The following is a 25,443-nucleotide window of genomic DNA, read 5'->3' as shown; positions in this document are numbered from 1 at the left end:
ACCCATCGCACTCAAACCCGCGGCCGTCTTCCGATATGGACCAGCCTTCCAATCCGAGTACGGCGGCCCCAGACGCTCCCCCGCAACGCCCGGGCGACGACGGCGGAAACTGGAGCCGCAGGGTCTGGCGGCTGGCCGGGCCGATCATGCTGGCCAATCTGACGACGCCGCTGCTGGGCATCGTCGACACGGCCGTGGTCGGCCACCTGCCCGACCCGCGCTTCATCGGCGGCGTTGCTGTCGGCAGCCTGATTTTCAGCTTCCTGTTCTGGGGCTTCGGTTTCCTGCGCATGGGCACGACCGGCTTCACCGCCCAGGCTTATGGCGCCGGGGATCGGGCCGAACTGCGCGCGGCGCTTCTGCGCCCGCTGGCGCTGGCGCTGGGCTTCGGCGTGGTGATCATCGCCCTGCAGGGCCCGCTGCGCAGTCTCGCACTCTGGGCAATCGACGCCAGTCCGGCGGTCAGCGGCGAAGCCGCCCTCTATTTTGACATTCGTGTCTGGACGGCGCCCGCCGCCCTGGTGAACTTCACCCTCTTCGGCTGGCTCCTGGGCGTGCAGCGCGCCCGGACCGCACTGGTTCTGCAGATCGTCCTGAACGGCATCAACATCGTGCTCGATCTGGTCTTTGTGCTGGGCTTCGGCTGGGGCGTGGCCGGGGTTGCCTGGGCGACGTTGGCCGCAGAAGTCGGTGCTGCCGTGCTGGGCATCGCCGTGGTCTGGCGGCACCTCGGACGGCGGCTGGAGCGGGGCGACCTCGAACGCCTGCTGAACCGGGACCGCCTGCTGGCCCTGTTCCGGGTCAACATCGACATCTTTCTGAGAACCATGTGTCTGCTGCTCGCCTCCGGTGCCTTCACCGCTCAAAGTGCCGGCCTGGGCGACGTCGTTCTGGCCGGCAACGCGATCCTTCTGAAGCTGCAGACCGTCATCGCCCATGGCCTCGACGGTCTGGCCCACGCCCTGGAGATCCTGGCCGGCAGTGCCTACGGCGCCCGCAACCGGCGCCGGTTCCGCCAGGCGATCGCCGTCTGCGGCCTCTGGGCACTGGGCGCGGCGCTGCTGCTGAGCGCCGTCTTCGCCGCCGCCGGCACCCCCATCATCGCGATCTTCACCGACATCGCTAGCGTGCGTGCCAGCGCCGAGAGCTATCTCTGGTGGATTGTGCTTTCACCGGTGGTGTCGGTATGGAGCTTCCTGCTTGACGGCATCTTCATCGGCACCACCCGGACGGCGGCGATGCGCAACGCCGCCTTCCTTTCGCTCGGCTGCTTCCTGGCAGCATCCTGGGCTCTGGTGCCGCTGCTCGGCAACCACGGTCTGTGGCTGAGCTTTACCCTCTACATGGTGGCGCGGGCGATCACCCTGGGCCTCTGGTACCCGGCTCTCGAGCGCAGTGCCGAAGGGCCGGCGGCAGCCCAAGGCGAGGAACGTTAGGCGGTCCGGCCCAGGCTGGCCGGGCGCAGCGGCTGGAGGGGCTGGCTGAGAAGGACGTCGAAGCTGGCAGCGCCCTCGTCGACCGCCGCCGCATCGCAATGCCAGCAGCTGTAGCGCAGAGCCCAAAGAGGCAGCCGCTGGCGATAGAAGGCATCCATAAGGCGCTGACAGAGAGCCTGCTCGGCCAGGACATCGTCGGTGACATCAGCCGGGTGGATGAACACTACGATGAGCGCACCGTCGCGTGCCGGCTCGGCGATCAGATAGGGATCGTCGATGGCCGCCAAGCGCCCATCGCTGCCCTGGCGCAGGGACACCCGGCAAAGGGACAGCCTTACATGCAGACCGCGCAGGCGCCGCAGACTGTCCTGAATCGCCTCGGGGACGGAGAGTGCCGGCCGGGCTGTCGGGCCACCCGGCCGGCGCAGGGGAAGCTCGGGGGAGAACCCGAAGGGAGGGGCCGTCAGAACGCTTCCCCTGTTTGGCTGCTCACGGTTCCCGAGACGGTCGGGCAGATGCGCCGACACGGTCGCCGGCGCAGGACCGTTTCCAGATCCATGAGAACCTTGTTTGCTCCGCATCACACGTAAAGTACTCGCTCCTACAACCAGACGGTGCGTCAAAGTTGTGGCGTGGAACGGGCCAAAAGGTGACCCGATTGCAAGATTTCAGCAATATTTATAGATATTTACCGCAGTGCGGTCAGGCTGCCAGAGGGAACCTCATGACCATGGCGAGGCCGCCGTCAGGACGATTTTCCGCGCGGACACTACCACCTATCGCCTGTAAGTTGCGACGCACAATCCACAGGCCGATTCCCATGTGAGGATTGCCTTCGCCGCCGTCCTGCTCCGGATCGCCCGCCGGCCTCGAGCGCAGGGAGACGTAGCGCTCGAAGATCCGCGTCAGTTCGCCGTGCGGCACACCGGGCCCGCGGTCCAGAAGGGAAAGCTCGGCGCGGTCGTTCACCCTGCGCAACTCCACGATGATCTTGGAGCCGTGCGGCGACACCTCGACCGCATTGTCGATGACGTTTTCGAGAACGGTTTCCAGCAGGTCTTCACCGGCCAGCACTGACACCTCTTCCTGCAGACGCGCATCGAGGATAAGGCGCCGGCTGGCGAAGGTATCAGCGTAGGCTGCCAGCATCCGCTCCACCATCTCGGTCAGCACGATGCGCTGGCGCGGTGGATCCAAAAGTTCGGCGGTGGTCTCCTCCAGACGCCGTGCGTAGGCCACGAGGTGGTCAAGACGGTCGATCGAAACCTCCAGGACGTCCAGCGCCCGCTGTCCGCGCACCTCTTCCGGCGCGACCAGGCGACGCAGCGGCTCGAGGGACTGCCGCATGATGGCAATCGGTGTCTTGAAGGCGTGGGCGTTGTCCTCGGCGGCCAGGCGGATGCTCTCCGCCGAGTCCTGCAGGGCCAGCGTCATGCGGTCGAACTCCTCGGCGACCGGCGCCAGCTCCGGAACCCTGTTCTGCTTGCCGAAGCTGACATGGCCCGATTTGCCGGTGCGAATACTGCGTGCCAGATACCGGAACCGCATCAGGCCACGCCAGATCGACACGAAGAGGCCAATGGTGAAGATCGCCATGGCAAAGTAGATCGCCGCGGCAATGCGCACCTCGATGGTCTTCCAATAGGGCTGATCGATCGACGTGCCCAGGAACTCCGCCGTCGAATGGGTGGTGATCACCGCCCAGCAGCCCGCCCCGGTGTTGATCGGGGTGATGGAGGTCAGCAACTCCTCTTCCCCCGAGGGCCGGCGATGGCGCAGGGCCATCGATAGCTCGCCCCAGCAGCTCTGGGCCAGATTGTCGAAGACACCCCGTTCGACCAGCCGGTCCCGCTCCTCGGCCAGTTCGGTCGGCGCGATCGTCGGCTGGGAGGCGACGAAGAAGAAGCTCTCGGCCCCATACTCTCCGGTCGGGCGGAACAGGATCTTCACCCCGGTCTGCTGATTGGCGAAACGCGCCACCTCGTCGTTCAACAGCGGCAGCGACGACACCTCCTGCTGCTCCAGGAGCGGGCGCAGGCTTTCGGCCACGACCCGGCCCTGCTCGCGCACGCTTTCCATCAGCAGAAAGCGCTTCTCCGCATCGGCCTCGCGGAACTGGGTGTAGAGAATGACCGGGACTGCACAGAAAATGATCAACAGCAGGACCAGCTTGCTGACCAGCGAGCGGAAGGGCAGACCGAGGTCGAACCCCCGGCCGGTCGCCGCCGTTGCCGGCCCCTCCACCCGCGCAACCATGACCTTAGGCGGCTCCGCCCTTGCCGGCCTGGTCGCGCCAGCGGTACCCGAAACCGGGATAGTTCTCGATGCCATCGAAGGAATCGTCGACGTCACGGAACTTCTTGCGGATGCGCTTTATGAAGGACCGCACATTGGCGCGGTAGCCATCAGGCCCATAGCCGGCGACGAAGTCCTTGCCGCGGACGATATCGTAGATCTGCCGGTAGGAAACGTCGCCGCCCTGCTGGGTGACCAGGAACAGGACGATGGCGAACTCGGTCAGCGTCAGGTCGACCTGCTTGTTGTCCCAGAACGCCCGCGAGATGTCCGTCTTGAGTTCCAGCGGCCCGTTGCGGATGACGGCCGGCGTCTGACCGCCACCCTCCGCGGAGGGCTTCACGCCTTCGGTGATCAGCTTCAGGCGCTGCAGGATGATCGGCAGGCGGCGCGATTTGTCGATGAAGTCGACCGCCCCCCATTTCAGCGCCGCCTCCTCATAGATCTCGTCGCTCAGGACGGTCAGAAAGATGACCGGCGTCTGAATGCGGCATTCGCGCATGCGGCGCAGGACGGCAAGGCCGTCTAGACCGGGCATGCGCCAGTCCAGAAGGACCGCCTCCGCCTCCTCGCCCGACATCATGAACTCCAAGGCGCTCTCGCCGTTGGCGAAGTCCACGACCTCGTAGCCTTCCTCGGCCAGGTTGAGCCCGAGGGATTCCCGGAAAAGATCGTCGTCATCGACGATGAAAACACGATTGAATGTTGTCTCTGTCACGACCGGCTGCACAGCCATCATTTCTCTCGCGCTCTTGGCGCCCCCTTACTGTTGCCTGCTCCTCACTCCTCGCGACGCTAGCTGCCTCCAGCCGCCCCATTCGCCGGCTGCACGACGGATGCACCATCCTGCGCACCGCGCACGGCCTCGGCCTGAGCCAGCAGCTCGCTCAAACAAAGGCGGGCAAATTCGTCCGGCGCCTCGTCGCCGCCGGTATCGCCCTCTGTTCCGCCTTTGACCTTGTACGTCAGCACCCGAAAGTCGCTGCCGCCAACCTTTGGATAGAAGAATATATGCAGAACGCAGTTGGTGCCATTGTAGGCCCAGATCTTCGCCGGCGGTTCTTCGATCAGCAGAGCCGGATCCCCCAGCAAGGCAGAGGTCCGCTCAAAGTCCAACCCGACGAGAGCATCGGGGTCCGCCTGCGGGTCCTGGACGGTCTCCAGTATCGCCTGGGTGACCTCCGGCTTGCGCTTGGGGACCGGCGGTGGGGGTTTCAGTTCAACCACCTTTTCCTGCTCGTCACGCGTTGGAAAACGGCCCTGATCGCTCAGGGCTTTGTCCGGGGAAACCGGGCGCACAGAGCCCTGTTCCGGGCCCTGCGGCGCCGGGAACTGAATCCCGAGCTCGGCACACGCAGAAAGACCCAGCAATGCCATCCCCAGGACCCCGTAGCGGAGCCTCATTATCGTTTTCCTGATCGTCGTTCCGTCCGGCCGTACCGGAACCCTGTTAATCGTGAACCGCAAATTCTTAACGAAACCCTAAGGCGACGGTGTCCGCGCGGAAGGCCGCAGCATCCGCAGCGAGAATCGCCGAAATTGGCAGCCAAGCCCTTAATTTAAAACGCATCCTTCGCAGTGTGACAAATTTGTGCAGTGCCGCGATAAAGACCGAAAACAGCCCGCTTGGGATCACAGAATCGCCTCTGCGAAGCACCGCTGCCTCATTTCAGAACCTGACTGCGTTAACGTATCGCCTTTGGACTTCAACCCTCAATACCGTTCTTTGAACGCGAAAGGCGGCGAAGTTAGGGCAAAGGTCGGGCGGCGCGATGACATCTCCGGGTTGTGGTGCCTTCCCCGCCGCGCGCCCGCTTCGTCCCGGCGCCGGGCTCCCCATGGCCGGGCCGGCAGCCGGCGGCAGGAAAGCGGCCCCGGCAAGCGGCCCCGGAAAGGCCGCCGCAGGGCCCAGCGAAGAAGCATTGACAAGCGCCATCGCGCGGCTTGATATCACGGAGAGGTTGGTCGACAGAGACCCAAGAAGGCACCGAAGGTGCTGACATGAAGTCAAGAAACAGGGAAATCGACATGAACAGAAAGTCTTTTCTCGCCTCCGCGGTCGCTGCGGCTGCGCTGGCGCTGCCGCTGGGCCCGCTCGCGGCACAGGAGAAAGTCGTCAACGTCTTTAACTGGTCCGACTACATCGACGAGTCGATCCTGGAGGACTTCGAAAAGAAGACCGGGATCAGGGTCGTCTACGATGTCTTCGATTCCAACGAGGTTCTCGAGACCAAGCTTCTGGCCGGCGGCACCGGCTACGACGTCGTGGTCCCCAGCGGAACCTTCCTGGCGCGGCAGATTCAAGCCGGCGTGTTCCAGCAGCTCGACGCCGACAAGCTGCCGAACCTTGCCAACATGTGGGGCGTAGTCACCGACCGCACCGCTAAGTACGACCCCGGCAACGCCTACTCCATCAACTACATGTGGGGCACCACCGGGATCGGCTACAACGAGGAGAAGATCCTGGAGCGGATGCCCGATGCGCCGGTGGATTCCTGGCGCATGCTGTTCGATCCGGAGGTGGCCTCCAAGTTCGCCGACTGCGGCATCCACGTGCTGGACGCGCCGACGGAGATGATCCCGGCCGCCCTGAACTACATCGGCGAGGATCCGGACAGCCAGGACCCCGAGGTGATCCGCAAGGCCGAAGCCGCACTGTCGGCGGTCCGGCCCTACATCCAGAAGTTCCACAACTCCGAGTACATCAACGCCCTGGCCAACGGCGATATCTGCATGGCGGTCGGCTGGTCGGGCGACGTGCTGCAGGCCCGCGACCGTGCCGATGAAGCCGACAACGGCGTTACCATCAAGTACGTGGCACCGAACGAAGGCGCGCTGATGTGGTTCGATCAGATGGCGATCCCTTCCGATGCCCGCAACGTGGAAGAGGCCCACACCTTCCTGAACTACATCATGAGCCCGGAGGTCATGGCCAAGGCATCGAATTACGTCTACTACGCCAACGGCAACGAGGCCTCGCAGCAGTTCCTCGAAGAAGACGTGATCGACGATCCGGCGATCTACCCGACGCCCGATGCGCTGGCCACCCTCTATACGACGACCCCCTATGCGCCAAAGGTGCAGCGCGTGGTCACCCGGCTCTGGACCAAGGTCAAGAGCGGGCAGTAGCGGCCTCCAAGCGGTCCCGCCTGAGGGGAGGCGGGACCGTTTCTCACACGGGGTTTTGCGATCATCGGCGGGCGGGGGCTCTGATATGAGTGATGCCGGATCACCCGGAAGTGCAGTGAAGACCTCGGCGAAGACCTCGGCGAAGACCTCGGCGAAGACCGCGGCGAAGAGCACGGGCGCAACGCACACGCGCCAGCGCTGGGAACCCTGGAACGACCCCAACCAGCGCCCCCACGTAGAGATTTCTCGAGTCACCAAGCGTTTCGGCGACTTCGTCGCCGTCGACGACATCTCCCTCAACATCTATCAGCGGGAGTTCTTCTCCCTGCTCGGCCCCTCCGGCTGCGGCAAGACCACGCTGCTGCGGATGCTGGCAGGCTTCGAGATGCCCAGCCAAGGCCAGATCCTCCTGGAGGGCGAGGATATGTCGGGCGTGCCGCCCTACCAGCGGCCGGTCAATATGATGTTCCAGTCCTACGCGCTCTTCCCCCACATGAATGTGGAGAAAAACATAGCCTTCGGCCTGCGCCAGGACGGCGTGCCGAAGCCGGAGATCGAGCGCCGGGTCGCGGAGGTCATCGAGATGGTCCAGCTCAACGCCTTTGCCCGCCGCAAGCCGCATCAGCTCTCGGGCGGTCAGCGCCAGCGCGTCGCCCTGGCCCGCTCTCTTGTGAAGAAGCCGAAGATGCTACTGCTCGACGAACCGCTGGGCGCCCTCGATAAGAACCTCAGGACCCAGACCCAGTTCGAGCTCATGAACATCCAGGAGGAAACCGGCATCACCTTTGTGATCGTCACCCACGATCAGGAAGAGGCAATGACCGTTTCTAGCCGCATCGCCGTCATGGACCACGGCAAGATCGTCCAGGTCTCGACCCCGGCCGAGCTCTACGAGTACCCGAATTCCCGCTACGTGGCGGAGTTCATCGGCGAGGTCAACACGCTCGAAGGCCGGGTCGCGGCGCGCGAGGGCGACCACCTGCTGGTGCAGAGCCAGGAGGCCGGCTGCACCATCAAGACGGGCCCGAGCGCCGATGAGCCGGCCGGGCGGCAGGTCTGGATTGCGCTCAGGCCCGAGAAGGTTCAGATCGCCTTGGAACCGCCGCCCGATACAACGACGAACTGCCTGTCCGGCGAGGTCTGGGACATCGGCTATCTGGGCAATCTCTCGATCTATCACGTGAAGCTGGACAGCGGAAAGATGGTCACCGCCACTCAGGCCAACCGGACGCGCCTGATCGAACGGCCGATCACCTGGGAGGATCGGGTTTACCTGACCTGGCCGCCCGATGCGGCCGTGGTTCTGCTGAGCTGAGCCGCCGGTCATGGCACGGTCCGCGAAAGAGCCCGATCCCCGGCAAGAGGTCGCCTACCTGCAAGGCGACGGCGCCGCGGCCGGCACGCTCTCCGGGCTGCACGCGAGACTTCTGCTGCTGCCCCCATACCGGATCCTGGTGACCGTTCTGAAACGCCTCGGCGTTTCCGGCCGGAACGCGGTCATCGCCATTCCCTACCTCTGGCTGCTGGCGTTCTTCCTGGCGCCCTTTCTGATCGTCCTGAAGATCAGCCTGGCCGAGGTGGTGGTCGCCCAGCCCCCCTATACGCCGCTCTTCGTCTTCGTCGAGGACGGCTTCATCGCCATCCAGGCGAGCCTGGAGAACTATCTCTTCCTGCTCGAGGACAGCCTCTACTGGAAGTCCTATCTTTCCTCGCTGCGCATCGCTCTGGTCTCGACCGTGCTGACGCTGCTGATCGGCTTTCCCATTGCCTATGGCATGGCGCGGGCACCCAAGCGCTGGCGCTTCGCGCTGCTGATGATGGTGATCCTGCCGTTCTGGACGTCCTTCCTGATCCGGGTCTACGCCTGGATCGGCATTCTGAAGAAAGAGGGTCTGCTCAATCTGGCCCTGACCCAGCTGGGCCTGATCTCCGAACCGCTGACGATCCTCAACACCGACATCGCCGTCTACATCGGTATCGTCTACTCCTACCTGCCCTTCATGGTGCTGCCGCTCTACGCCAACCTGGAAAAGATGGACCTCAGCCTCTTGGAGGCCGCCGCCGACCTGGGCTGCCGGCCGATCAAGGCCTTCTGGGTGATCACCGTACCGCTCTCCCTGCCCGGCATCATCGCCGGCAGCTTCCTCGTGTTCATTCCGGCGATGGGCGAGTTCGTGATTCCGGACCTCCTGGGCGGCTCCCAGACTCTGATGATCGGCAAGACCCTGTGGTCGGAATTCTTCAACAACCGCGACTGGCCGCTCTCATCGGCCGTGGCCGTGATCCTGCTGCTGGTGCTGGTGGTACCCATCATGCTGTTCCAGCGCATGCAGGAAAAGACGGCGAAGGCGGAGGGCTGAGGCGGTGAAGCAGGGTGCGAGCTGGTTCAACATCGCCTCCCTGGTGGTCGGCTTTCTGTTTCTCTACCTGCCGATCGCGCTCCTGGTGATCTACAGCTTCAACGAATCGCGCCTGGTCACGGTCTGGGCCGGCTTTTCGACGAAGTGGTATGGCGAAATGTGGAATAACGAAGGACTGATGAACTCAGCCTGGGTAACCCTCAAGGTCGCCGTCGTCGCCTCTACCTTCGCCACCTTTCTCGGCACCCTCGCCGGGCTGATCATGGCGCGCTTCGGGGGGTTCCGCGGCCGCACCCTGTTTTCCGGCATGATCTACGCCCCCCTGGTCATGCCGGAAGTCATCACCGGCCTGTCGCTGCTGTTGATGTTCGTTGCGATCTCCCTGGACCGCGGCTTCGTCACCGTCACCATCGCCCATATCACCTTTTCAATGTGCTACGTCGCCGTGGTCGTGCAGTCGCGCCTGGTGAGCTTCGACCGCTCCATCGAAGAGGCCGCAATGGACCTGGGCTGCCCGCCGGGGCGCACCTTCCTGCAGATCACCCTGCCGGTTATCGCGCCGGCGGTGGTTGCCGGCTGGCTGTTGTCGTTCACCCTTTCGCTTGACGACCTGGTGATCGCCAGCTTTACCACCGGGCCGGGCGCCACGACCCTGCCGATGAAGATCTACAGCCAGGTCCGCCTGGGTGTGACCCCGGAAATCAACGCCGTCTGCACAATCCTGGTGGGGCTGGTTGCGGCTGGCGTTCTGGTCGCCTCTCTCGTCACCCGGCGCCAGGAACTGCGCCGCGAGATGGAGGAACGGGCGGCCCAGGCCGCACCTTGAGCAACCGGCGGGTCCCCGAGGCCGCATGACCCGCAAGCCCGGAGTTTTCATGGCGCGGTCTATGCTCTAAAAGGCCCCTGTGACGACCCCGACGCAAGACCCCTCCCGCGATCACCAGCGTTTGAACCGCCTGAGCCTCATTCTGGCCGGGTTCTGCCTGCTGTTGCCTGTGCTCGGTCTGCTGGCCCCCAAGGCCGTGGTTCCCCTGAGCCTGGTGACCGGCCTTGCCGCCGCTGCCATGGTCTGGGGATTGGCGCGGCCCTGGCAACTCATGAACCGCTCGATCACCCTGGCGGTTTGCCTCTTTGTCGGCTGGTGCCTCATCGCCTCGCTCTGGACCCCCTTGCCGCAGGAAGCAGCGATGCTTGCCCTGCGGGTCGCAGTGCTGCTGCTGATCATGGTCTTTCTCTGTGGCGCGGCGGGCCTGATGGACACGGCGCAGAGTCGCAGAGCGGGCTTCGGGCTCGCTGCAGGGGTGGCCCTCGCTGTCGTCCTCGTGCTGATCGAGTTCGTCTTCGGGTTTCCGGTCTACACCGCGCTCAAGGGGCCTCCGGCCAACGACTATGCGGCCTACTCCCGCCTCAACCGCGGCATCACCACGCTCGCCATACTCGCCTGGCCGCTGGCCGCTCTCTGCTGGCATCTGCGCTTCAGACCGGTTGCTTTTGCAGTCCCGCCCGCGGCCCTGGCGCTGGCCCTCTCATCGCAGTCGTCCGCAGCGGTTCTCGGCCTTTTCGCGGGCCTCCTGGCGGCGGCCCTGGCCGGTTTGGGGCGCAGGGCCGGACGGCTGATCCTGGCCGCGGCCATCGTCCTGCCGCTCGCGGCTGGTCCGGGGGTGGCCAAGTTGATGAAGGAAGCGGGGCTTCATGAAGCCACCTACCTCAGCCCCACGGCACGCTACCGGGTCCACACCTGGGACTTTGTCGCGGACAAGATCGTCGAGCGACCGCTGGCCGGCTGGGGGTTCGACTCCTCCGCTTCGATCCCGGCTGCCGATGCCGAGCCTTTCGGGCGGGGACGAAAGGCTATCCCTTCCCATCCCCACAACGGCCCCCTACAGATCCTGCTCGAACTGGGTGCCGCCGGCGCCGTGCTGACCATCGCTGTCCTGTTCTTTATCGCCCGACGGATCGATGGCCTGCCGCCCGCCGCGCGGGTCTGCAGCCAGGGAATGTTCATAACGATCCTCTGCATCGCCTCGACCGCCTACGGACTCTGGCAGAGCCATTGGCTTGCCGTCATCGGCGGCGCGGCGGTCATATCGGTCATTGTGTTGCCCCGTTCGGCGCGCGACAGCCTGCCGCGAAAGGCCGCTACGGACCCGCCGCAGCCACGGCCCTCCGCAGCCCACAGGGACCGCTGAGTCGGCTCAGCAGCCGCCGCCCGAATGGCGTATGGCCGTTGAACGGTCGCAGGCGACGCTCCCCAACCACGGAGGAACGGTCGCTGCCGCGCCCCGGTCAGCGAGTCCGGTCAGCGAGTCCGGTTTCGTCAGCCGCCGGGCTTTTCCAGCGTAAACGACTCTTCAATGTAGCGGATGATCTGTTCGACGCACTCGCCAACGCTTTCGCCGGCCGTGTCTACAACAAGGTCGGGGGCCACGGGCGGTTCATAGGGCGCCGAGACGCCGGTGAACTGAGGGATCTCGCCGGCCCGCGCTTTCTTGTAGAGACCCTTTGGGTCGCGCCGCTCGCAGGTCTCCACATCCGCCTTGATGTAAATCTCGTGGAAACGACCCGGCGCCGAGGCGCGGGCACGATCCCGGTCGACCCGGTAGGGCGAGATAAAGGCGGTGATGCAGATGATGCCGGAGTCGGCAAAGAGTGAGGCCGCTTCGCCGACGCGGCGAATGTTCTCCGTGCGGTCTTCGGGCGAGAACCCGAGGTTGGCGTTGAGTCCGCGGCGCACGTTGTCGCCGTCCAGCACATAGACCTGGTAGCCCTTCGCGAAGAGCCGCTGCTCGACCTCCATAGCCAGCGTCGACTTGCCGGCGCCCGAAAGGCCGGTGAACCACAGGACGCCGCCGCGATGGCCGTTGCGCGCCGCCCGGGAGTCAGCGGTGAGTTGGTGTTCGACGGAGATGACGTTGGTGGATTTGACCGTGATGGCCTGGCGCTGGTCAGGCAGGCCCTCCATGGAGATCACGCCACCGCCGACGGTGTCGTAGTCCTCAATCAGCACAAAGCGACCGGTCTTGGGCAGATCGCCGTAGTCGTCGAGCCCCAGGACCTGGCGGCTGAACAGAGTGACCTCGGCAACTGCGTTGCGTTCCACCGCATCGCCGGAGGCATTCTCCAGCGTCTGGGTGTCGACGATGCGCTCGATCGAACGCACCGTGACTTCGGCCTCCTGGGTCAGGAGCTTCAGCTTGTAACGCGATCCCACCTTCAGGGCCTTATGGCCGAGCCAGAACAGGCGGGCATGAAAGACCGTGCTCAACTTGGGCGGCTTCTCGGCATGGCTGACGATCTCGCCCCGCTCGACGAAGAGCTGTTCGTCCAGCGTGATTCCGACCGACTCGCCGGCAGCCGCCGTCTCGGGGCCGTGGTCGGCGGGCCAGGCCTCGATCGAGCGCACCCGCGCTGTCTTGTTGGACGGTGAAAACAGCACGGTGTCGCCGACCGAAACCGTGCCGGATTCTATACGGCCGGCAATGATGCGGCGGGCATCGAACTTGTAGACGTCCTGCACCGGCAGGCGCAGCGGCTGCGCACCGACACCCGGGTGGCCGTGGAAGCCGTCCAGGGCGGAAATCACCGTCGGGCCGTCGTACCAAGGCGTCCGCGCCGAACGGCTGGCGATGTTGTCGCCGCCGCGTGCAGAAATCGGCACCACCATCATCGGCGCCGCGCCGATGGAGCGCAGGTATTCGGTGATTTCCTTGGAGACCTCGTCGAAGCGCGTCTGGCTGAAATCGACGAGGTCCATCTTGTTGATCACCACCGCAACCTGGCGAACCCCCAGGAGATGCAGCAGATAGGCGTGGCGGCGCGACTGCTCGCGCACCCCTTCTTCGGCGTCGACCACCATGATGGCCGCGTCGGCGCTGGCGGCACCGCTGACCATGTTCTTGAGAAACTCCCGGTGGCCGGGGGCATCGATGATCACGTAGTCACGCAGGCCGGTTTTGAACCAGATCTGCGTGGTGTCGATGGTCACCGCCTGATCGCGCTCGGCCTGGAAGGCGTCGAGCACGAAAGACCATTCGATCTCCATGCCGCGGCGTGCGGAGATTTTTTCCAGCTCCTCCACCTTGCCCGGCGGCAACGAGCCGGTGTCGTGCAGCAGGCGCCCGATCAGCGAGGACTTGCCGTGATCGACGTGGCCGACGATGACGATACGGTGCAGTGAACGTTCGCCTGCGTGCTCCGCATCGTCAGGATGCGCGCCGCTCTGGGTGGCATCTTCAGGCAACGCGGATTGATCCTGGGCTGCAATGGGTGTCGTGTCCGAGGTCATGGCCGTTCCGCTCCCGATCACATATAGCCGCTGGCACGCAGGCGCTCGAAAGCGTCTTCGCGCTCGTGGTCCATGGCACGTCCGGCCCGCTCGGCGGTCCGGGTGGTCTGCAGTTCAGCAATGATCTCCTCAATCGTAGAGGCATCGGACTCCACCGGATGTGTAATGTCCTGATCGCCAAGTGACCGGTAGCGCTTGCCGTTCTTGGACAGATACAGCGGGATGATCGGGATCCCCTCACGGTGAGTGTACAGCCAGATGTCGAGTTCGGTCCAATGCAGCAAAGGATGGATGCGTAGATGCGCACCCGGCGGAAAGTCGGTCTTGTACTGATCCCAGAACTCCGGCGGCTGATCGCGGAAGTCCCACTCACCGCTCTCGCCGCGCGGGCTGAAGACACGCTCCTTGGCCCGGGTCGCCTGTTCGTCGCGCCGGATGCCGGCAATCAGGCCCTTGAAGCCGTAGCGGTCGATGGCGCGGCGCAGCCCTTCGGTCTTGCGCGCAGCTGAACGGGCGGCCGGCGGCAGGCTCTGGTCGACCGCGTCGATAGGCGGGCATTCCTCGCGCACGAAATCGAGGCCCCACTCCTTTGCGTAGCGGTCGCGGAACTCGTACATCTCTTTGAACTTCTTGCCCGTATCGACATGCACGACGGGAAAGGGGACATGCCCGAGGAAGGCCTTTCGCGCCAGCCAGAGCATGACGTTGGAATCCTTGCCGAGCGACCAGAGCATGGCCAGGGGCTCGATCCGATTGTAGGCCTCGCGCAGGATGTAGACGGATTGCGCTTCCAATGCGTCCAGGCGGTCCATGGTGGCACCAATCCTCAAAAATTATGCTGCAGGTGCGAAAGGACTTAGCGACTTTAGGAAGGCGAATCAAGGAGCATCCCTGGGATTCCGGCAAGCCCCACCCTTGTCACAGAAGGACCTCAAACTGACGATCCCAATTTGATTGGCCCCGGTACGATCGCCGACGCCCGGGCGCCCGGCTGGGCCTCATGGCCCAGGCACCCATGGACCCAGACCCCCATAGACCTAGACCCCGTGATAACCCCGGTACCATTCGACGAAGCGGGGGATGCCCTCGTCGATGGAGACGCGCGGCTCGAAGCCCAGGTCGCGCTGCGCCGGGACGATATCCGCGTAGGTTTCCTTCACATCGCCCGGCTGCATCGCCTCGAACTCGCGGATGGCTTCCCGGCCGCAAGCCTGCTCGATCAGCTCGATGAAGCGCAGCAAAGGCTCCGAGCGATGGTTGCCCAGGTTATAGACCCGGTTGGGCGCCTCGCCCTCCACACCGGGGACTGCCCGCTCCGGCGGCCGATCGATGACGGCCAGGACGCCGGCAACGATGTCGTCGATGTATGTGAAGTCCCGACGCATGTCGCCGTGATTGAAGACGCGGATCGGACGGCCCTCCAGAATGGCCTTCGTGAAGATGAAAGCCGACATGTCGGGACGCCCCCAGGGACCGTAGACCGTAAAGAAGCGCAGGCCCGTGCTCGGCAGATCGAAGAGATGCGCGTAGCAATGGGTCATCAATTCGTCGGCGCGCTTGGTGGCCGCATAGAGCGAGACCGGCTTGTCGACGCGCTGCTCGACGGAGAAGGGCAGCTCCTTGTTGCCGCCGTAGACCGACGAGGATGAGGCGTAGACGAAGTGCCGCAGCCCGCCCAGCTTGCGCGCCAGCTCCATCATGCAGAGATGACCCATAAGGTTCGTCTGAACGTAGGCGAAGGGGTTCTCCAGCGAATAGCGCACACCGGCCTGGGCGGCGAGGTGCACGATCTCGGTCGTGCTCGGAAACTCTTCGGCCAGGGCGAGGATCGGCTCCCGCTCGGAAACATCGAACTGGCGAAAGGTGAAACCGTTGTGGCCGGCGAGGCGGTCGAGCCGCGCCTGCTTGAGGGTCGGGTCGTAATAGTCGTTGAGATTATCGATGCCGATCACCGAGCGCCCCTGCCCGATCAGCTGAGCCGCCACATGAGACCCGATGAAGCCGGCCACGCCGGTGACAATTACTGACATCTCTTCCTCTTCCCGCCAGGCCTAGCCAATGATTCAGAACTTGGCGCCCGGGCAGGTGCCGGGGCCAAGCTTTAGATGGTCCGCCGCTGCCGCCCGTCCGGCAGTTCGGTCTCTGCCCAGATGTTCTTCAGATCAAATATCAGTCCATCCGATACCAGCAAAGCCTCGAAGTCCCGCTTGGCGAACTCGCGATAGGGCTGATGCGCCACGGCGCCGACCATACAGTCGAAGGGAGCCTGCGCCTCCAGGTCGGCAAGCATCTCCAAGCCGTAGTCTTCAAGGGCCTCCTGCGGATCGGCGAGCGGATCGTGAACCGACACCTGGAAGCCGCGCTGGCCGAGGGCCGAGATCAGGTCCACGACCTTGCTGTTGCGCAGGTCGGGCACGTTCTCCTTGAAGGTAAGGCCCAGAACCAGGACCCGTCTGCCGGAGCGGCCGCGCAGCGCCTCGGCCACCATGCCGGCGAAGTAGGTTCCCATGGAATCGTTGGTCCGCCGGCCGGCGAGGATGACCTGAGGATGAAGCCCCAGCGCCTCGCTGCAGTGTGCCAGATAGTAGGGGTCGACGCCGATGCAATGCCCACCGACCATCCCCGGCCGGAAGTCCAGGAAGTTCCACTTTGTTCGCGCCGCATCGAGGACATCGTGGATCGAGAGGTCCAGGCGGTTGAAGATTTTTGTCACCTCGTTGACGAAGGCGATGTTGATGTCGCGCTGGGCGTTCTCGATGACCTTCGCAGCCTCGGCGGTCTTGATGCTGGCAGCTGGAAAGACACCTGCTTCGATCACCCGGCCGTAGATCTCCGCCAAATAATCGGTCACTTCGGGCGTCTGGCCGGCCACCACCTTTACGATCTTGGAAAGGCTGTGCCGGGTGTCGCCCGGATTGATACGCTCCGGCGAGTATCCGAGAAAGAAGTCGGCACCGGGCGTGAGCCCCGAAACCTCGGACAGGATGCTGCCGCAGAGGTCTTCGGTCACGCCGGGATAGACCGTCGACTCATAGACCACGACGGCGCCCGCAGCCATGACCTCCCCCACAGTGCGGCTGGCGGCGATCACAGCGCGGAGATCAGGCCGGTTGTCGTGATCGACCGGCGTCGGAACGGTGACAATGAAGACGTCGCAGCCGGTCATCCCGGCAGGCTCTGCCGTCAGCACCATCGGCGCCCGCTCCAGGTCCTGTTCCGAAACCTCCCGGGTCCGGTCCCAACCGTCGCGCAGTTCCTGCACACGCTGGGCATCGACATCGAAACCGATGACTTTGAACTGATCGGCCAGCGCAACGGCCAAAGGCAGACCGACGTAGCCAAGGCCGACGACGGCAACGGATGGGTGTTCAGGCAGGGTCACGACTCGACAGTCTCCAACGGTTTGCGCCGGACCCGGCGTACCGTCACAGAACTCATAAAACAAGGATCCGATGGTTCCGGCATGAGGCCGCGAATTGCCATCTCACAGCGCCTCCAAAACACCGGCCCGCAAAATCCGAACCACGGAGCGCGCATCGTCGATTGCACGATGCGGCGTACCCTCGGGCTTCAGGCCGAGCTTTCGCATGGCCGCGCCGAGCCCCATGCCGCGCGACAGCTTCAGATGCCGGGCGAAGGACTTCTTGATATTTAGGTAGGGGATGGCCCTGAAAGGATTGCCGATCCCGTGCTTGCGGCAATCGCGATCAAGCTGGTTGCCGTCATAATCGCCCCAGGCGGCCAGTGTAAAGTCCCTCTCCGCCGCGGCCCAGGTGAAGAATGCACCGAGGGCCTCCGGAAAGTCCGGCGCCGCATCGACATCACTCTGGCGGATGGTGGTCAACTCCGTACAGAAGGGCGAGAGCTGGGGCGCCATGAAGGGGCGCACGAAGGTCTGAAACTCGTCATCGCCGACCGGATCGCCCTTGGTTTTGTGCCTGGCCAGGTTCATGCGCACCGCACCAATCTCGATAACCTCGGAGGGTGCCTGTTCGCGACCGCGCGGCCAGCAGGTGGCCTCGAGATCGAAAACGACGTAGCGCGAATCCATAACCCACATTTCAGCGCCTGCCAGGGCACCAACCCTTCCTAAGTCCAATCAAGTCCGGCGGTCGCGGATTAAGGCAGAATCAACCATTCAAGTCAATGAAATTACTGAATTATTTGTAAAATTGTTCATGACATGAACGCTTGACAGGACCTTTCTCGGAGCGCTAGACAGAGCATAATCGTCGGTAGGGCCTTGCCCTCCGTCACGCCCGGGAGCCGATCTTGCCACCACAAGCCCGCTCGCCTCTGAAACACGACCACGAGGCCGATTCCACCCGGCTGATGCTGAATGCGATCGAGGCTGACGACAGGGTGACTCAGCGCGGGCTGGCGGCGGAACTCGGGATCGCGCTTGGCCTGACCAACATCTATCTGAAGCGGTGCATCAGCAAGGGCTTCGTTAAAGTGCGCAAGGCTCCGGCTAGGCGCTACGTCTACTACCTGACAGCCAAAGGGTTCAGCGAGAAGGCACGCCTGACGGCGAAGTTCATGGCCCGGTCTCTCAGCTTTTTCCGCCACGCGCGCGAGGATTGCTCAGATCTTTTTCTGGCCGGAAAATCCAAGGGTTATCAAAGGGTTGCCTTTGTCGGTGCCGGAGATCTTTGCGAGATCGCGATCTTGGCCGCGCTCGACAACGGCCTTGAGGTTACGGTCATCTTCGACGAATCGACGAACCGCCAGGGCCTTGCGGGCACGCCGGTTGTGCACAGCCTTACGGCATTGGCCGAGGTCGATGCGGTGGTCATCACCGACATCAAGGACCCCCAGGCACAGTACGACCGGATGGTCGCGCGCTTTGGCCCGGAGCGGGTCCTTTTCCCCAGTGTCCTGCGGCTTTCTCCGCGCAAGCCGGCTGCTGCTGCGCGCGGACTGGGAGTGAAGTCGCCATGAAGCGCTGGTACGTCGCACAGACCCAGATGCGGGCCGAAGAGCGGGCCCGCATCAACCTGGAGCGCCAGGGCTTCGAGGCCTATCTGCCGCGCTACCTGCGCGAACGACGCCACGCCCGCCGACGCGACGTGGTCAAGGCGCCGCTGTTCCCGGGCTACATCTTCGTGCACCTGGATCTGGAAACCGCACCCTGGCGATCGATCAACGGCACCCTTGGTGTGAGCCATCTGATCTGCAACGGCGAGCGTCCGGCCGCAATTCCCGCCGGAGTTGTAGAAGACATCGCTGCCCGCGAGGATAAAAACGGCATCATTCCGCTCCAGCGGCGCCCTTTCTGCAAAGGCGAGGCGCTGCGGATTGTGTCGGGTGCCCTGGCGGACTGTTTTGGTTTGTTCGAGCGGATGGCCGACCGAGACCGGGTCATCCTCCTGCTCGATCTTTTGGGCCGCAAGGTCGCGGTCCAGGCACCTTTGGGGGCTGTTTCCGCAAACCACTAGGGCAATCCCTTGCGGATGCGGCACTTTCGTTGGCGGTTCTGGTCTGGGCGCGTTGTCACCCGGACTGCGGTAGCATGCCCGGATCCAAATACTGAAGACGAATTAATACTATTTGTTAAGTAATTCATCAGATAACTAGGGGATGTCGGCTGCTACTGGGAAGACCTTCTCTAACGGGAATGACTTCGACCTGAACGGCAAATCCATCCTGGTAACAGGTGGGACGGGTTCGTTTGGGCAGAAGTTCGTTCGCACCGTGCTCGAGCGCTATGAACCGCGCCGGCTTATTGTCTTTTCGCGGGACGAACTCAAACAGTACGAGATGGGCATCAGCCTGTCCGTGCAGGACCACCCCTCGTTGCGGTACTTCATCGGCGATGTTCGTGATGCCAGCCGCCTGGAACTCGCCCTTCGAGAAGTCGACATCGTCGTTCATGCGGCGGCGCTGAAGCAGGTGCCGGCGGCCGAGTACAATCCCTTCGAGTGCATCCAGACCAATGTGATCGGGGCGGAGAACGTGGTCCGCGCGGCGCTGAGCTGCGGAGTGAAGCGGGTCATCGCGCTGTCGACGGACAAGGCCGCGAGCCCGGTGAACCTTTATGGCGCAAGCAAGCTGGCTTCCGACAAGATCCTGGTTGCCGCCAATAACCTCAGCGGATCGATCGGAACCAGGTTCTCGGTTGTTCGTTACGGCAATGTTCTGGGCTCTCGCGGCAGCGTCATCCCGTTCTTTCGCAAGCTGATCGACCAGGGTTCCGAGAGCCTGCCGATCACCGATCTCGAGATGACCCGCTTCTGGATCACGCTGCAGCAGGGCGTCGACTTCGTGCTCTCCTGCTTGTCGCTTATGAAGGGCGGAGAGATCTTCGTACCGAAGATCCCGAGCATGAAAATCACCGATCTGGCCAGCTACATGGCCCCGAGCCTTCCGCAGAAGGTCGTGGGAATCCGGCCCGGCGAGAAAATCCATGAAGTGCTGATCACCGAGGACGACGCGCGCAGCACCTATGAGCTGCCTGACCGCTACATGATCCTGCCGGAGTTCTGGGAGCGCATGCACAAAACGTTCCCCAACTCGGGCGCCAAGCCGGTGCCCAATGGCTTCCGCTTCGCCAGCAACATCAATGATGACTGGCTGGACGCCGCGCGACTGGAAGCGATGATAGCCGAAAGCGAAAAATGACGCTTTCAGAGATGGTCTTTCTGCCGTACGGCCGCCAGCAGATCGAAGACGACGATATCGCAGCGGTCGTCGATGTCCTGCGTAGCGAATTCCTCACCACCGGTCCAGCCTTGGCCGCCTTTGAAGCGGCGCTCTGCCGGGCTACGGCTGCCCGCCACGCCGTCGCCTGCACCAACGGAACGGCAGCGCTGCACTTGGCGGCCCTGGCTTTCGGTTTGGGCCCCGGCGACATTGCGGTCGTGCCCAGCGTGACCTTCCTTTCAACCGCCAATGCGGTACGCCTCACCGGCGCCGAAGTCGTCTTCGCCGATTGCGATCCGGACAGCGGACTGATGGAGGCCCAACATTTCACCGAGGCTCTGGCGCGGGCGGAGGGCCCGGTGAAGGCCGTTTTCCCGGTCCACATGGCCGGGCAGTGCGGCGACCTCGAAGCGATCCGGGATGTCGCAGACCGGCACGGCATCGCCGTGATCGACGATGCCGCCCATGCCATCGGAAGCCGCTACCGTCTGCGCGACGGCGAAACCAGTCCGATTGGCGACGGGCGCCTTTGTCGGATGACGACCTTCTCCTTCCATCCGGTAAAGACGATCGCGATGGGCGAAGGCGGCGCGGTGACGACGAACGACGACGCCCTTGCAGCGCGTCTGCGCCACCTGCGCTCTCACGGCATGACCCGCGACTTCGCGGAGATGAGCCAGAATGACATGGCCTACGACGACGAGGGCCGGCAGAACCCCTGGTATTACGAGATGCCGGAGGTCGGCCTGAATTACCGGGTTACCGATATTCAATGTGCCCTCGGTCACAGCCAACTCAAAAAGCTGGACCGCTTTGTGGCGCGTAGGCGCGCGCTGGCGGCACGCTATGACAGCCAGCTGGAAGGCCTAAGTCCGCTTCTGCAGCCCTTGGCACAGTCGCAGCACTGCAAGGCAGCCTGGCACCTCTATGCAATCCTGATCGATTTCAACGCCGCCGGCATCTCCCGTGCGGCGTTCATGAATCGCCTGAAGGAGGACGGCATCGGCACGCAGGTGCACTACATTCCGGTCCATCGGCAGCCTTACTACCAGCGGCGCTACGGTGAGACCGCGCTGCCCGGCAGTGAGCGCTACTATGCCCGAACACTCAGCCTGCCGCTCTTTGCCGGCATGGCCGACGAGGACGTCGACCGCGTGGTCGCGGCGCTGAAGCGCCACCTCGGAGTATAGAAGGCAAGGCTTGGCGGAAAGACGGATCGCGTTCGGAAGGGGAAGACAGAGGAATGGTGACATTCGGATCGCGCAAGCTGGGTGACGACCAGCCCTGCTTTATCACATTCGAGGCCGGCCCGACGCACGACGGTCTGGACTCGGCCAAACGCCTGGTCGCCCATGCAGCGGAAGCCAAGGCGGACGCAGTCAAGTTTCAGATCTTCGACCCCGACCGCCTGGTTGCCGACCGCAAGCAGCCCTTCACCTACGAAATCCTGGTTGACCGCGACAGCGGCAAGAGGGAGACGGTTTCTGAACCGCTCTATGACATTCTCTGCCGGCGCTGTCTCACCGCCGACGAATGGCGGGCGCTGAAGGACTATTCCGACTCCCTGGGACTGGCGTTCTTCGCGACCGTTGCATTCGATGACGAAGTCGACTTTCTGGAGGAACTCGGCTGCCACTCGATCAAGATTGCATCGGCTGATGTCAATCACTTTCCTCTTCTCAAACGGGCCGCAAGGAGCGGCCTCTGTCTGCAGTTGGATACCGGCAACGCCACGATCGGCGAGATCGAAGTCGCGGTCGACCTGATCCGCAGCGAGGGCAACGAGAACATCATCATCCATCACTGCCCCTCCGGATACCCGGCCCGGCTTGAGAGCATCAACCTGAATGTGATCCCAACACTCAAGCGGATGTTCCCCTATCCAATCGCCTACTCCGATCACTCGCCAGGCTGGGAGATGGATATCGCCGCCATCGCATTGGGCGCCAACCTGGTCGAAAAGACCATCACCGAGGACCGCACGACCCGCAGTGTCGAGCACATCATGTCCATTGAGCCCAGCGACATGGACGCCTTCATCCGCTCAATCCGCGAGCTCGAAACCGCGATGGGGAGCAGCCGGCGCCTCATGACCGCAGCGGAAGCCGAGAAACGGATGGCCGTGCGACGCAGCATCCATGTGCGCCAGGATCTCGCTGCCGGACATGTGCTGCGTCCCGAGGATGTCGACTACCGGCGCCCCGGTTTCGGTCTTCCGCCCAGCGAGGCGGAGCACGTCATCGGCAAGGCACTTGCGCACTCCGTAGCAGCAGGCGCGGCCCTGAACTGGTCGGATATCTCGGCCTGAAGGCGGAGCAGGGCGAGGATTCTGTGACCGCAGCACGGTAAGGGCGGCAAGGTAAGGGCGGTAAGGTAAGGAACGTGACCTATGGCAAATAAGCAGGTTGATCTCTGGTCCTCAGAGTTCGGTTTTGAGTATGCACAGCGGGGCGGCAACCAGATCTCCGCGGACAGCCTGCGCGCGACGATGCGGAATTGGGCCCGCGTCCTGCAGACGACCGCCTCCCGCGCACCGCAGAGCGTCCTGGAGGTCGGGTGCAACATCGGTCAGAACCTCGTCGCGCTCAGTCACTTCGTCGAGCAAGTGAAGGGTGTCGAGCCCAACGAGCAGGTCTGCGAAATGGCCCGCTCCCAGCCGCAGCTAAAGCACGCGGATATCCGTTGCGGTCACGGCGGCGACCTGCCCCTCGACGACAATAGCGTCGATCTTGTCTTTACCGCAGGGGTCCTGATTCACGTCGCCCCGGACCACCTCGGCAAAGTCGTTGACGAAATCGTCCGGGTTTCCCGGCGCTACGTCGTCTGCATCGAGTACTTCTCGCCCGATCCTGTCGAGATCCCCTATCGCGGCATGGAAGGCTTTCTCTTCAAGCGCGACTTCGGCAGCTACTACCTGGAACGCCATCCGCAGCTCAGGGTCTGCGACTACGGCTTTTTCTGGAAACCGCTCGACAACAGCGACAACACCAACTGGTGGCTGTTCTCCAAGGACGCCTAGGGCAGGTCGGATGCACGCCGGGAGGACTCGTCAACCATGAAAGCCGGGAAGACCCTCGGCCTCATACCGGCAAAGGGCGGTTCAACGCGGCTGGCCAAAAAGAATGTCAGGCTTCTCGGCGGCAAGCCCCTGATCGCCTGGGCCGCAGACGCAGCCCGGGACAGCGGCGTCATCGACCGTCTGATTCTGTCAACCGAGGACGAGGCCGTCGCCGAGACAGCGCGCGCGCTGAGCATCGACGTTCCCTTCATGAGGCCGCCGGAACTGGCCCGTGACCCGGCAGGCGTCGTAGAGGTTGCACTGCATGCGCTGGACGCGCTTGAGGAAGCGAACGACCGCTACGATACCCTGATCATCATGCTGCCGACCTGTCCTTTCCGAACCGCGGGAGACATAAGGGGGGCTTTCGAGCTCTTCGTTCAGAAGGATCGTCCGTTCCTGATGAGCGTCGCCGAGTATACGCACACCCCTTTTTCCGCCTACCGCCTGGACGGAGCGGACGGGTTGGAACCCGTGTTTCCGGAGTATCTTGATCGCCGTTCCCAGACAATGCCCAAGGCCTTCCGGCCGAATGGCGCGGTCCATGTTCTCGATGTCCCGCGCTTCCGGGCAGCAAGAGACTACGTGGCTCAGCCCTTGGTGGGATATGTCATGCCGCGTGAGCGCTCCATCGATATCGACACCGATGCAGACCTTCGGGAAGCGAGCTTCCTGTTGAGCGAAAGGGCTGCAGCCCCCGAGCAGCCGGTGACTTGAATGCGGGTTGTCTTCCGGGCCGACGCCTCCCGAGAGATGGGCAGCGGGCACATCATGCGCTGTCTGACGCTCGCCGACTCTTTGGCCGCAATGGGTGCACAGTGCAGCTTCGCCGCACGCCCGGGGAGCCAGGAGACCGTTCCGGCGCTGGCCGAGGCGGGCTATGATCTCATCATGCTGAAGGCCGCAGCGGCGGATGAGGCTGCGGCGTTGAGGCAGCACCGGCCCGACGGCGTGGATTGGCTGGTAGTCGACCACTATGGCCGCGACCGGACTTTCGAAGCGGACTGCCGGCCCTGGGCCAGGCGGATCATGGTTCTCGACGATCTGGCCGATCGCAGCCACGATTGCGATCTGCTTTTGGACCAGACCCTGGGCCGGACAACGGGGGACTACGACGGCCTGCTGCCGCCGGCGTGCCGCAAGCTGATGGGCACGCGATACGCACTGCTCCGCCCGGAGTTCCGGGCACTGCGCCAGGGCCGATCAAGGCCCGCTGATTCGGCACAGGCTCCACTGCGCCTTTTGGTGACGCTGGGTGGCACCGACCCCGACAACCTGACCGGCGTCTGTATTGACGCCATTGAGCGCAGCGGGGTCCCGGCGGAGGTGGACGTGGTTGCCAGTCAGGGGTTTTCGTCCTTGCCTGAATTGCGCCGTCGGATTGAAAGCCTGGCGGGCCATACCCTGCATGTCTCCCCTGCCCGCATGGGCGAGCTGATGGCAAGCGCCGACCTGGCAATCGGCGCAGCGGGAACCACTTCGTGGGAGCGGTGTTGTCTGGGGCTGCCCACTGTCATGCTCGTGTTGGCGGACAATCAGCGGGAAAACGCGAAGCAGCTCTCCGCAGTGGGCGCTGCCGCAGTGGTCGACGGCCAGGACGGGGATCTCGTCGAGGCCATCTCCGCGCAGTTGCGGCATCTGGATCGTGATCGGTCGGCGCTTCATGACATGTCCCTGCGGGCCAGCGCGGTCTGCGACGGTCAAGGGGCCCTGCGCGCACGGCTTTCGTTCTTGCCGCGGCAGGCAACCAAAGACGGCTCCGGCGTGCTTTTGAGGCTTGCCGAGGCGAACGACGAAGCAACGCTGCTGCGCTGGCAGCAGCAGCCCTCGATACGCGCGCTGGCACGCAACCCGAAGATTCCAACCGAGGCGGAGCACCGTGTGTGGTTTGCGGCGCGCATGACATCCGAAACCAGCTTCATCACGATGATCGAGCATGGTGACGAGGTTGCGGGGATGCTCCGGTTGGACCGGCTGGGCCCGGCGGACAAACATGAAGTCCTCGAGGTGTCGATTGTGGTCGACGACGGGCACAGGGGCGTCGGCGTCGGCCTTGCCGCGCTCAAGCAGATCCGCGCATGGATGCCGGAAGTGGAGTTTCGCGCCGAGACGCTTCCGAACAATCACCCTTCCATTGCCCTCTTCCGCGCGGCCGGCTACCGCGCGTTGGAGGGAAACCTATTGCACAGCACCGCCGCCTAGTTGCGGGTGCGGCGTAGAAAGACAAGTCAGGGGCAA

At 63.8% G+C, this 25,443-nt stretch carries 23 protein-coding genes; 14 read left to right on the top strand and 9 right to left on the bottom strand.

The genetic code is table 11. The annotated features are described in order from the left end of the window. The first annotated feature begins 35 nt into the window (after nt 1–35). Nucleotides 36–1,436, top strand: a complete 1,401-nt coding sequence (locus Q0982_RS10480; RefSeq protein ID WP_299395107.1) for an MATE family efflux transporter — start codon at nt 36–38, stop codon at nt 1,434–1,436. On the opposite strand, the gene Q0982_RS10475 is transcribed toward Q0982_RS10480, so the two are convergent. From Q0982_RS10475 to Q0982_RS10460, 4 genes are all read right to left on the bottom strand, one after another. Beyond that, complete coding sequence (locus Q0982_RS10475) at nt 1,433–1,753, bottom strand: hypothetical protein (RefSeq protein WP_299395105.1); 321 nt, start codon at nt 1,751–1,753, stop codon at nt 1,433–1,435. The genes Q0982_RS10480 and Q0982_RS10475 overlap by 4 nt on opposite strands. A gap of 385 nt (nt 1,754–2,138) precedes the next feature. After that, entirely contained in the window at nt 2,139–3,692 is a 1,554-nt protein-coding gene (locus Q0982_RS10470; protein ID WP_299395103.1) for a sensor histidine kinase KdpD, read from the bottom strand. Nucleotides 3,693–3,696: 4 nt separating this feature from the next. Further along, nucleotides 3,697–4,449: a response regulator transcription factor gene (locus Q0982_RS10465; RefSeq protein WP_299395101.1), complete on the bottom strand. Its 753-nt coding sequence runs from the start codon at nt 4,447–4,449 to the stop codon at nt 3,697–3,699. Nucleotides 4,450–4,526: 77 nt separating this feature from the next. Next, nucleotides 4,527–5,198 (bottom strand): hypothetical protein, encoded by a 672-nt coding sequence (locus Q0982_RS10460; protein ID WP_299395099.1) that lies wholly within the window; start codon nt 5,196–5,198, stop codon nt 4,527–4,529. Between the two features lie 561 nt (nt 5,199–5,759). On the opposite strand from Q0982_RS10460, the gene Q0982_RS10455 reads away from it, so the two are divergent. The 5 genes from Q0982_RS10455 to Q0982_RS10435 all read left to right on the top strand — a co-directional run bounded on the left by Q0982_RS10455 (nt 5,760) and on the right by Q0982_RS10435 (nt 11,409). Next, a complete protein-coding gene (locus Q0982_RS10455; RefSeq protein WP_299395097.1) occupies nt 5,760–6,860 on the top strand; it encodes a polyamine ABC transporter substrate-binding protein in 1,101 nt (366 codons plus the stop codon). 85 nt (nt 6,861–6,945) lie between these two features. Next, nucleotides 6,946–8,175, top strand: coding sequence for an ABC transporter ATP-binding protein (locus Q0982_RS10450; protein WP_299395094.1), 1,230 nt, complete (start codon nt 6,946–6,948; stop codon nt 8,173–8,175). A gap of 10 nt (nt 8,176–8,185) precedes the next feature. Beyond that, complete coding sequence (locus tag Q0982_RS10445; protein WP_299395092.1) at nt 8,186–9,220, top strand: ABC transporter permease subunit; 1,035 nt, start codon at nt 8,186–8,188, stop codon at nt 9,218–9,220. 4 nt (nt 9,221–9,224) lie between these two features. Continuing rightward, complete coding sequence (locus tag Q0982_RS10440) at nt 9,225–10,046, top strand: ABC transporter permease (protein ID WP_299395089.1); 822 nt, start codon at nt 9,225–9,227, stop codon at nt 10,044–10,046. Between the two features lie 79 nt (nt 10,047–10,125). Next, nucleotides 10,126–11,409 carry an O-antigen ligase gene (locus Q0982_RS10435; RefSeq protein ID WP_299395087.1) on the top strand — a complete coding sequence of 428 codons (1,284 nt, stop codon included), beginning with the start codon at nt 10,126–10,128 and terminating at the stop codon, nt 11,407–11,409. 128 nt (nt 11,410–11,537) lie between these two features. On the opposite strand, the gene cysC is transcribed toward Q0982_RS10435, so the two are convergent. From cysC to Q0982_RS10410, 5 genes are all read right to left on the bottom strand, one after another. Beyond that, nucleotides 11,538–13,505: an adenylyl-sulfate kinase gene (cysC, locus tag Q0982_RS10430; RefSeq protein ID WP_299395084.1), complete on the bottom strand. Its 1,968-nt coding sequence runs from the start codon at nt 13,503–13,505 to the stop codon at nt 11,538–11,540. Between the two features lie 17 nt (nt 13,506–13,522). Beyond that, on the bottom strand, nt 13,523–14,317 hold the full coding sequence (gene cysD, locus Q0982_RS10425; RefSeq protein WP_299395082.1) for a sulfate adenylyltransferase subunit CysD: 795 nt from the start codon (nt 14,315–14,317) through the stop codon (nt 13,523–13,525). 225 nt (nt 14,318–14,542) lie between these two features. Continuing rightward, the gene (locus Q0982_RS10420) at nt 14,543–15,535 is read right to left on the bottom strand and encodes an NAD-dependent epimerase/dehydratase family protein (protein WP_299395055.1); all 993 of its coding nucleotides are present in this window, start codon (nt 15,533–15,535) and stop codon (nt 14,543–14,545) included. A gap of 71 nt (nt 15,536–15,606) precedes the next feature. Next, nucleotides 15,607–16,887: a nucleotide sugar dehydrogenase gene (locus tag Q0982_RS10415; RefSeq protein WP_299395053.1), complete on the bottom strand. Its 1,281-nt coding sequence runs from the start codon at nt 16,885–16,887 to the stop codon at nt 15,607–15,609. Between the two features lie 102 nt (nt 16,888–16,989). Next, complete coding sequence (locus tag Q0982_RS10410) at nt 16,990–17,556, bottom strand: 3'-5' exonuclease (RefSeq protein ID WP_299395051.1); 567 nt, start codon at nt 17,554–17,556, stop codon at nt 16,990–16,992. A 221-nt stretch (nt 17,557–17,777) separates the two neighbouring features. Here Q0982_RS10410 and Q0982_RS10405 point away from each other — a divergent pair, with 221 nt between their 5' ends. The 8 genes from Q0982_RS10405 to pseG all read left to right on the top strand — a co-directional run bounded on the left by Q0982_RS10405 (nt 17,778) and on the right by pseG (nt 25,407). Next, nucleotides 17,778–18,446 carry a winged helix-turn-helix transcriptional regulator gene (locus Q0982_RS10405; RefSeq protein WP_299395049.1) on the top strand — a complete coding sequence of 223 codons (669 nt, stop codon included), beginning with the start codon at nt 17,778–17,780 and terminating at the stop codon, nt 18,444–18,446. Continuing rightward, entirely contained in the window at nt 18,443–18,943 is a 501-nt protein-coding gene (locus tag Q0982_RS10400; RefSeq protein ID WP_299395047.1) for a transcription termination/antitermination protein NusG, read from the top strand. The genes Q0982_RS10405 and Q0982_RS10400 overlap by 4 nt, the downstream gene beginning before the upstream one ends. 142 nt (nt 18,944–19,085) lie before the next feature. Then, complete coding sequence (pseB, locus tag Q0982_RS10395) at nt 19,086–20,126, top strand: UDP-N-acetylglucosamine 4,6-dehydratase (inverting) (RefSeq protein WP_299395045.1); 1,041 nt, start codon at nt 19,086–19,088, stop codon at nt 20,124–20,126. Continuing rightward, nucleotides 20,123–21,337 carry a UDP-4-amino-4,6-dideoxy-N-acetyl-beta-L-altrosamine transaminase gene (gene pseC / locus Q0982_RS10390; RefSeq protein WP_299395043.1) on the top strand — a complete coding sequence of 405 codons (1,215 nt, stop codon included), beginning with the start codon at nt 20,123–20,125 and terminating at the stop codon, nt 21,335–21,337. The genes pseB and pseC overlap by 4 nt, the downstream gene beginning before the upstream one ends. 53 nt (nt 21,338–21,390) lie before the next feature. Beyond that, a complete protein-coding gene (locus Q0982_RS10385; RefSeq protein WP_299395041.1) occupies nt 21,391–22,455 on the top strand; it encodes an N-acetylneuraminate synthase family protein in 1,065 nt (354 codons plus the stop codon). A gap of 81 nt (nt 22,456–22,536) precedes the next feature. Further along, nucleotides 22,537–23,166, top strand: a complete 630-nt coding sequence (locus Q0982_RS10380) for a pseudaminic acid biosynthesis-associated methylase (RefSeq protein WP_299395039.1) — start codon at nt 22,537–22,539, stop codon at nt 23,164–23,166. A 36-nt stretch (nt 23,167–23,202) separates the two neighbouring features. Continuing rightward, nucleotides 23,203–23,922, top strand: a complete 720-nt coding sequence (locus Q0982_RS10375; protein ID WP_299395038.1) for an acylneuraminate cytidylyltransferase family protein — start codon at nt 23,203–23,205, stop codon at nt 23,920–23,922. Further along, complete coding sequence (pseG, locus tag Q0982_RS10370) at nt 23,923–25,407, top strand: UDP-2,4-diacetamido-2,4,6-trideoxy-beta-L-altropyranose hydrolase (RefSeq protein ID WP_299395036.1); 1,485 nt, start codon at nt 23,923–23,925, stop codon at nt 25,405–25,407. Nucleotides 25,408–25,443: the final 36 nt, after the last annotated feature.

Origin of the sequence: Pelagibius sp., assembly GCF_028281305.1 — a bacterium.
GTDB lineage: Bacteria > Pseudomonadota > Alphaproteobacteria > Kiloniellales > Kiloniellaceae > Pelagibius.
Note: the sequence above shows the minus strand (reverse complement) of the source record. Positions and strands in the feature narration are given on the sequence as shown.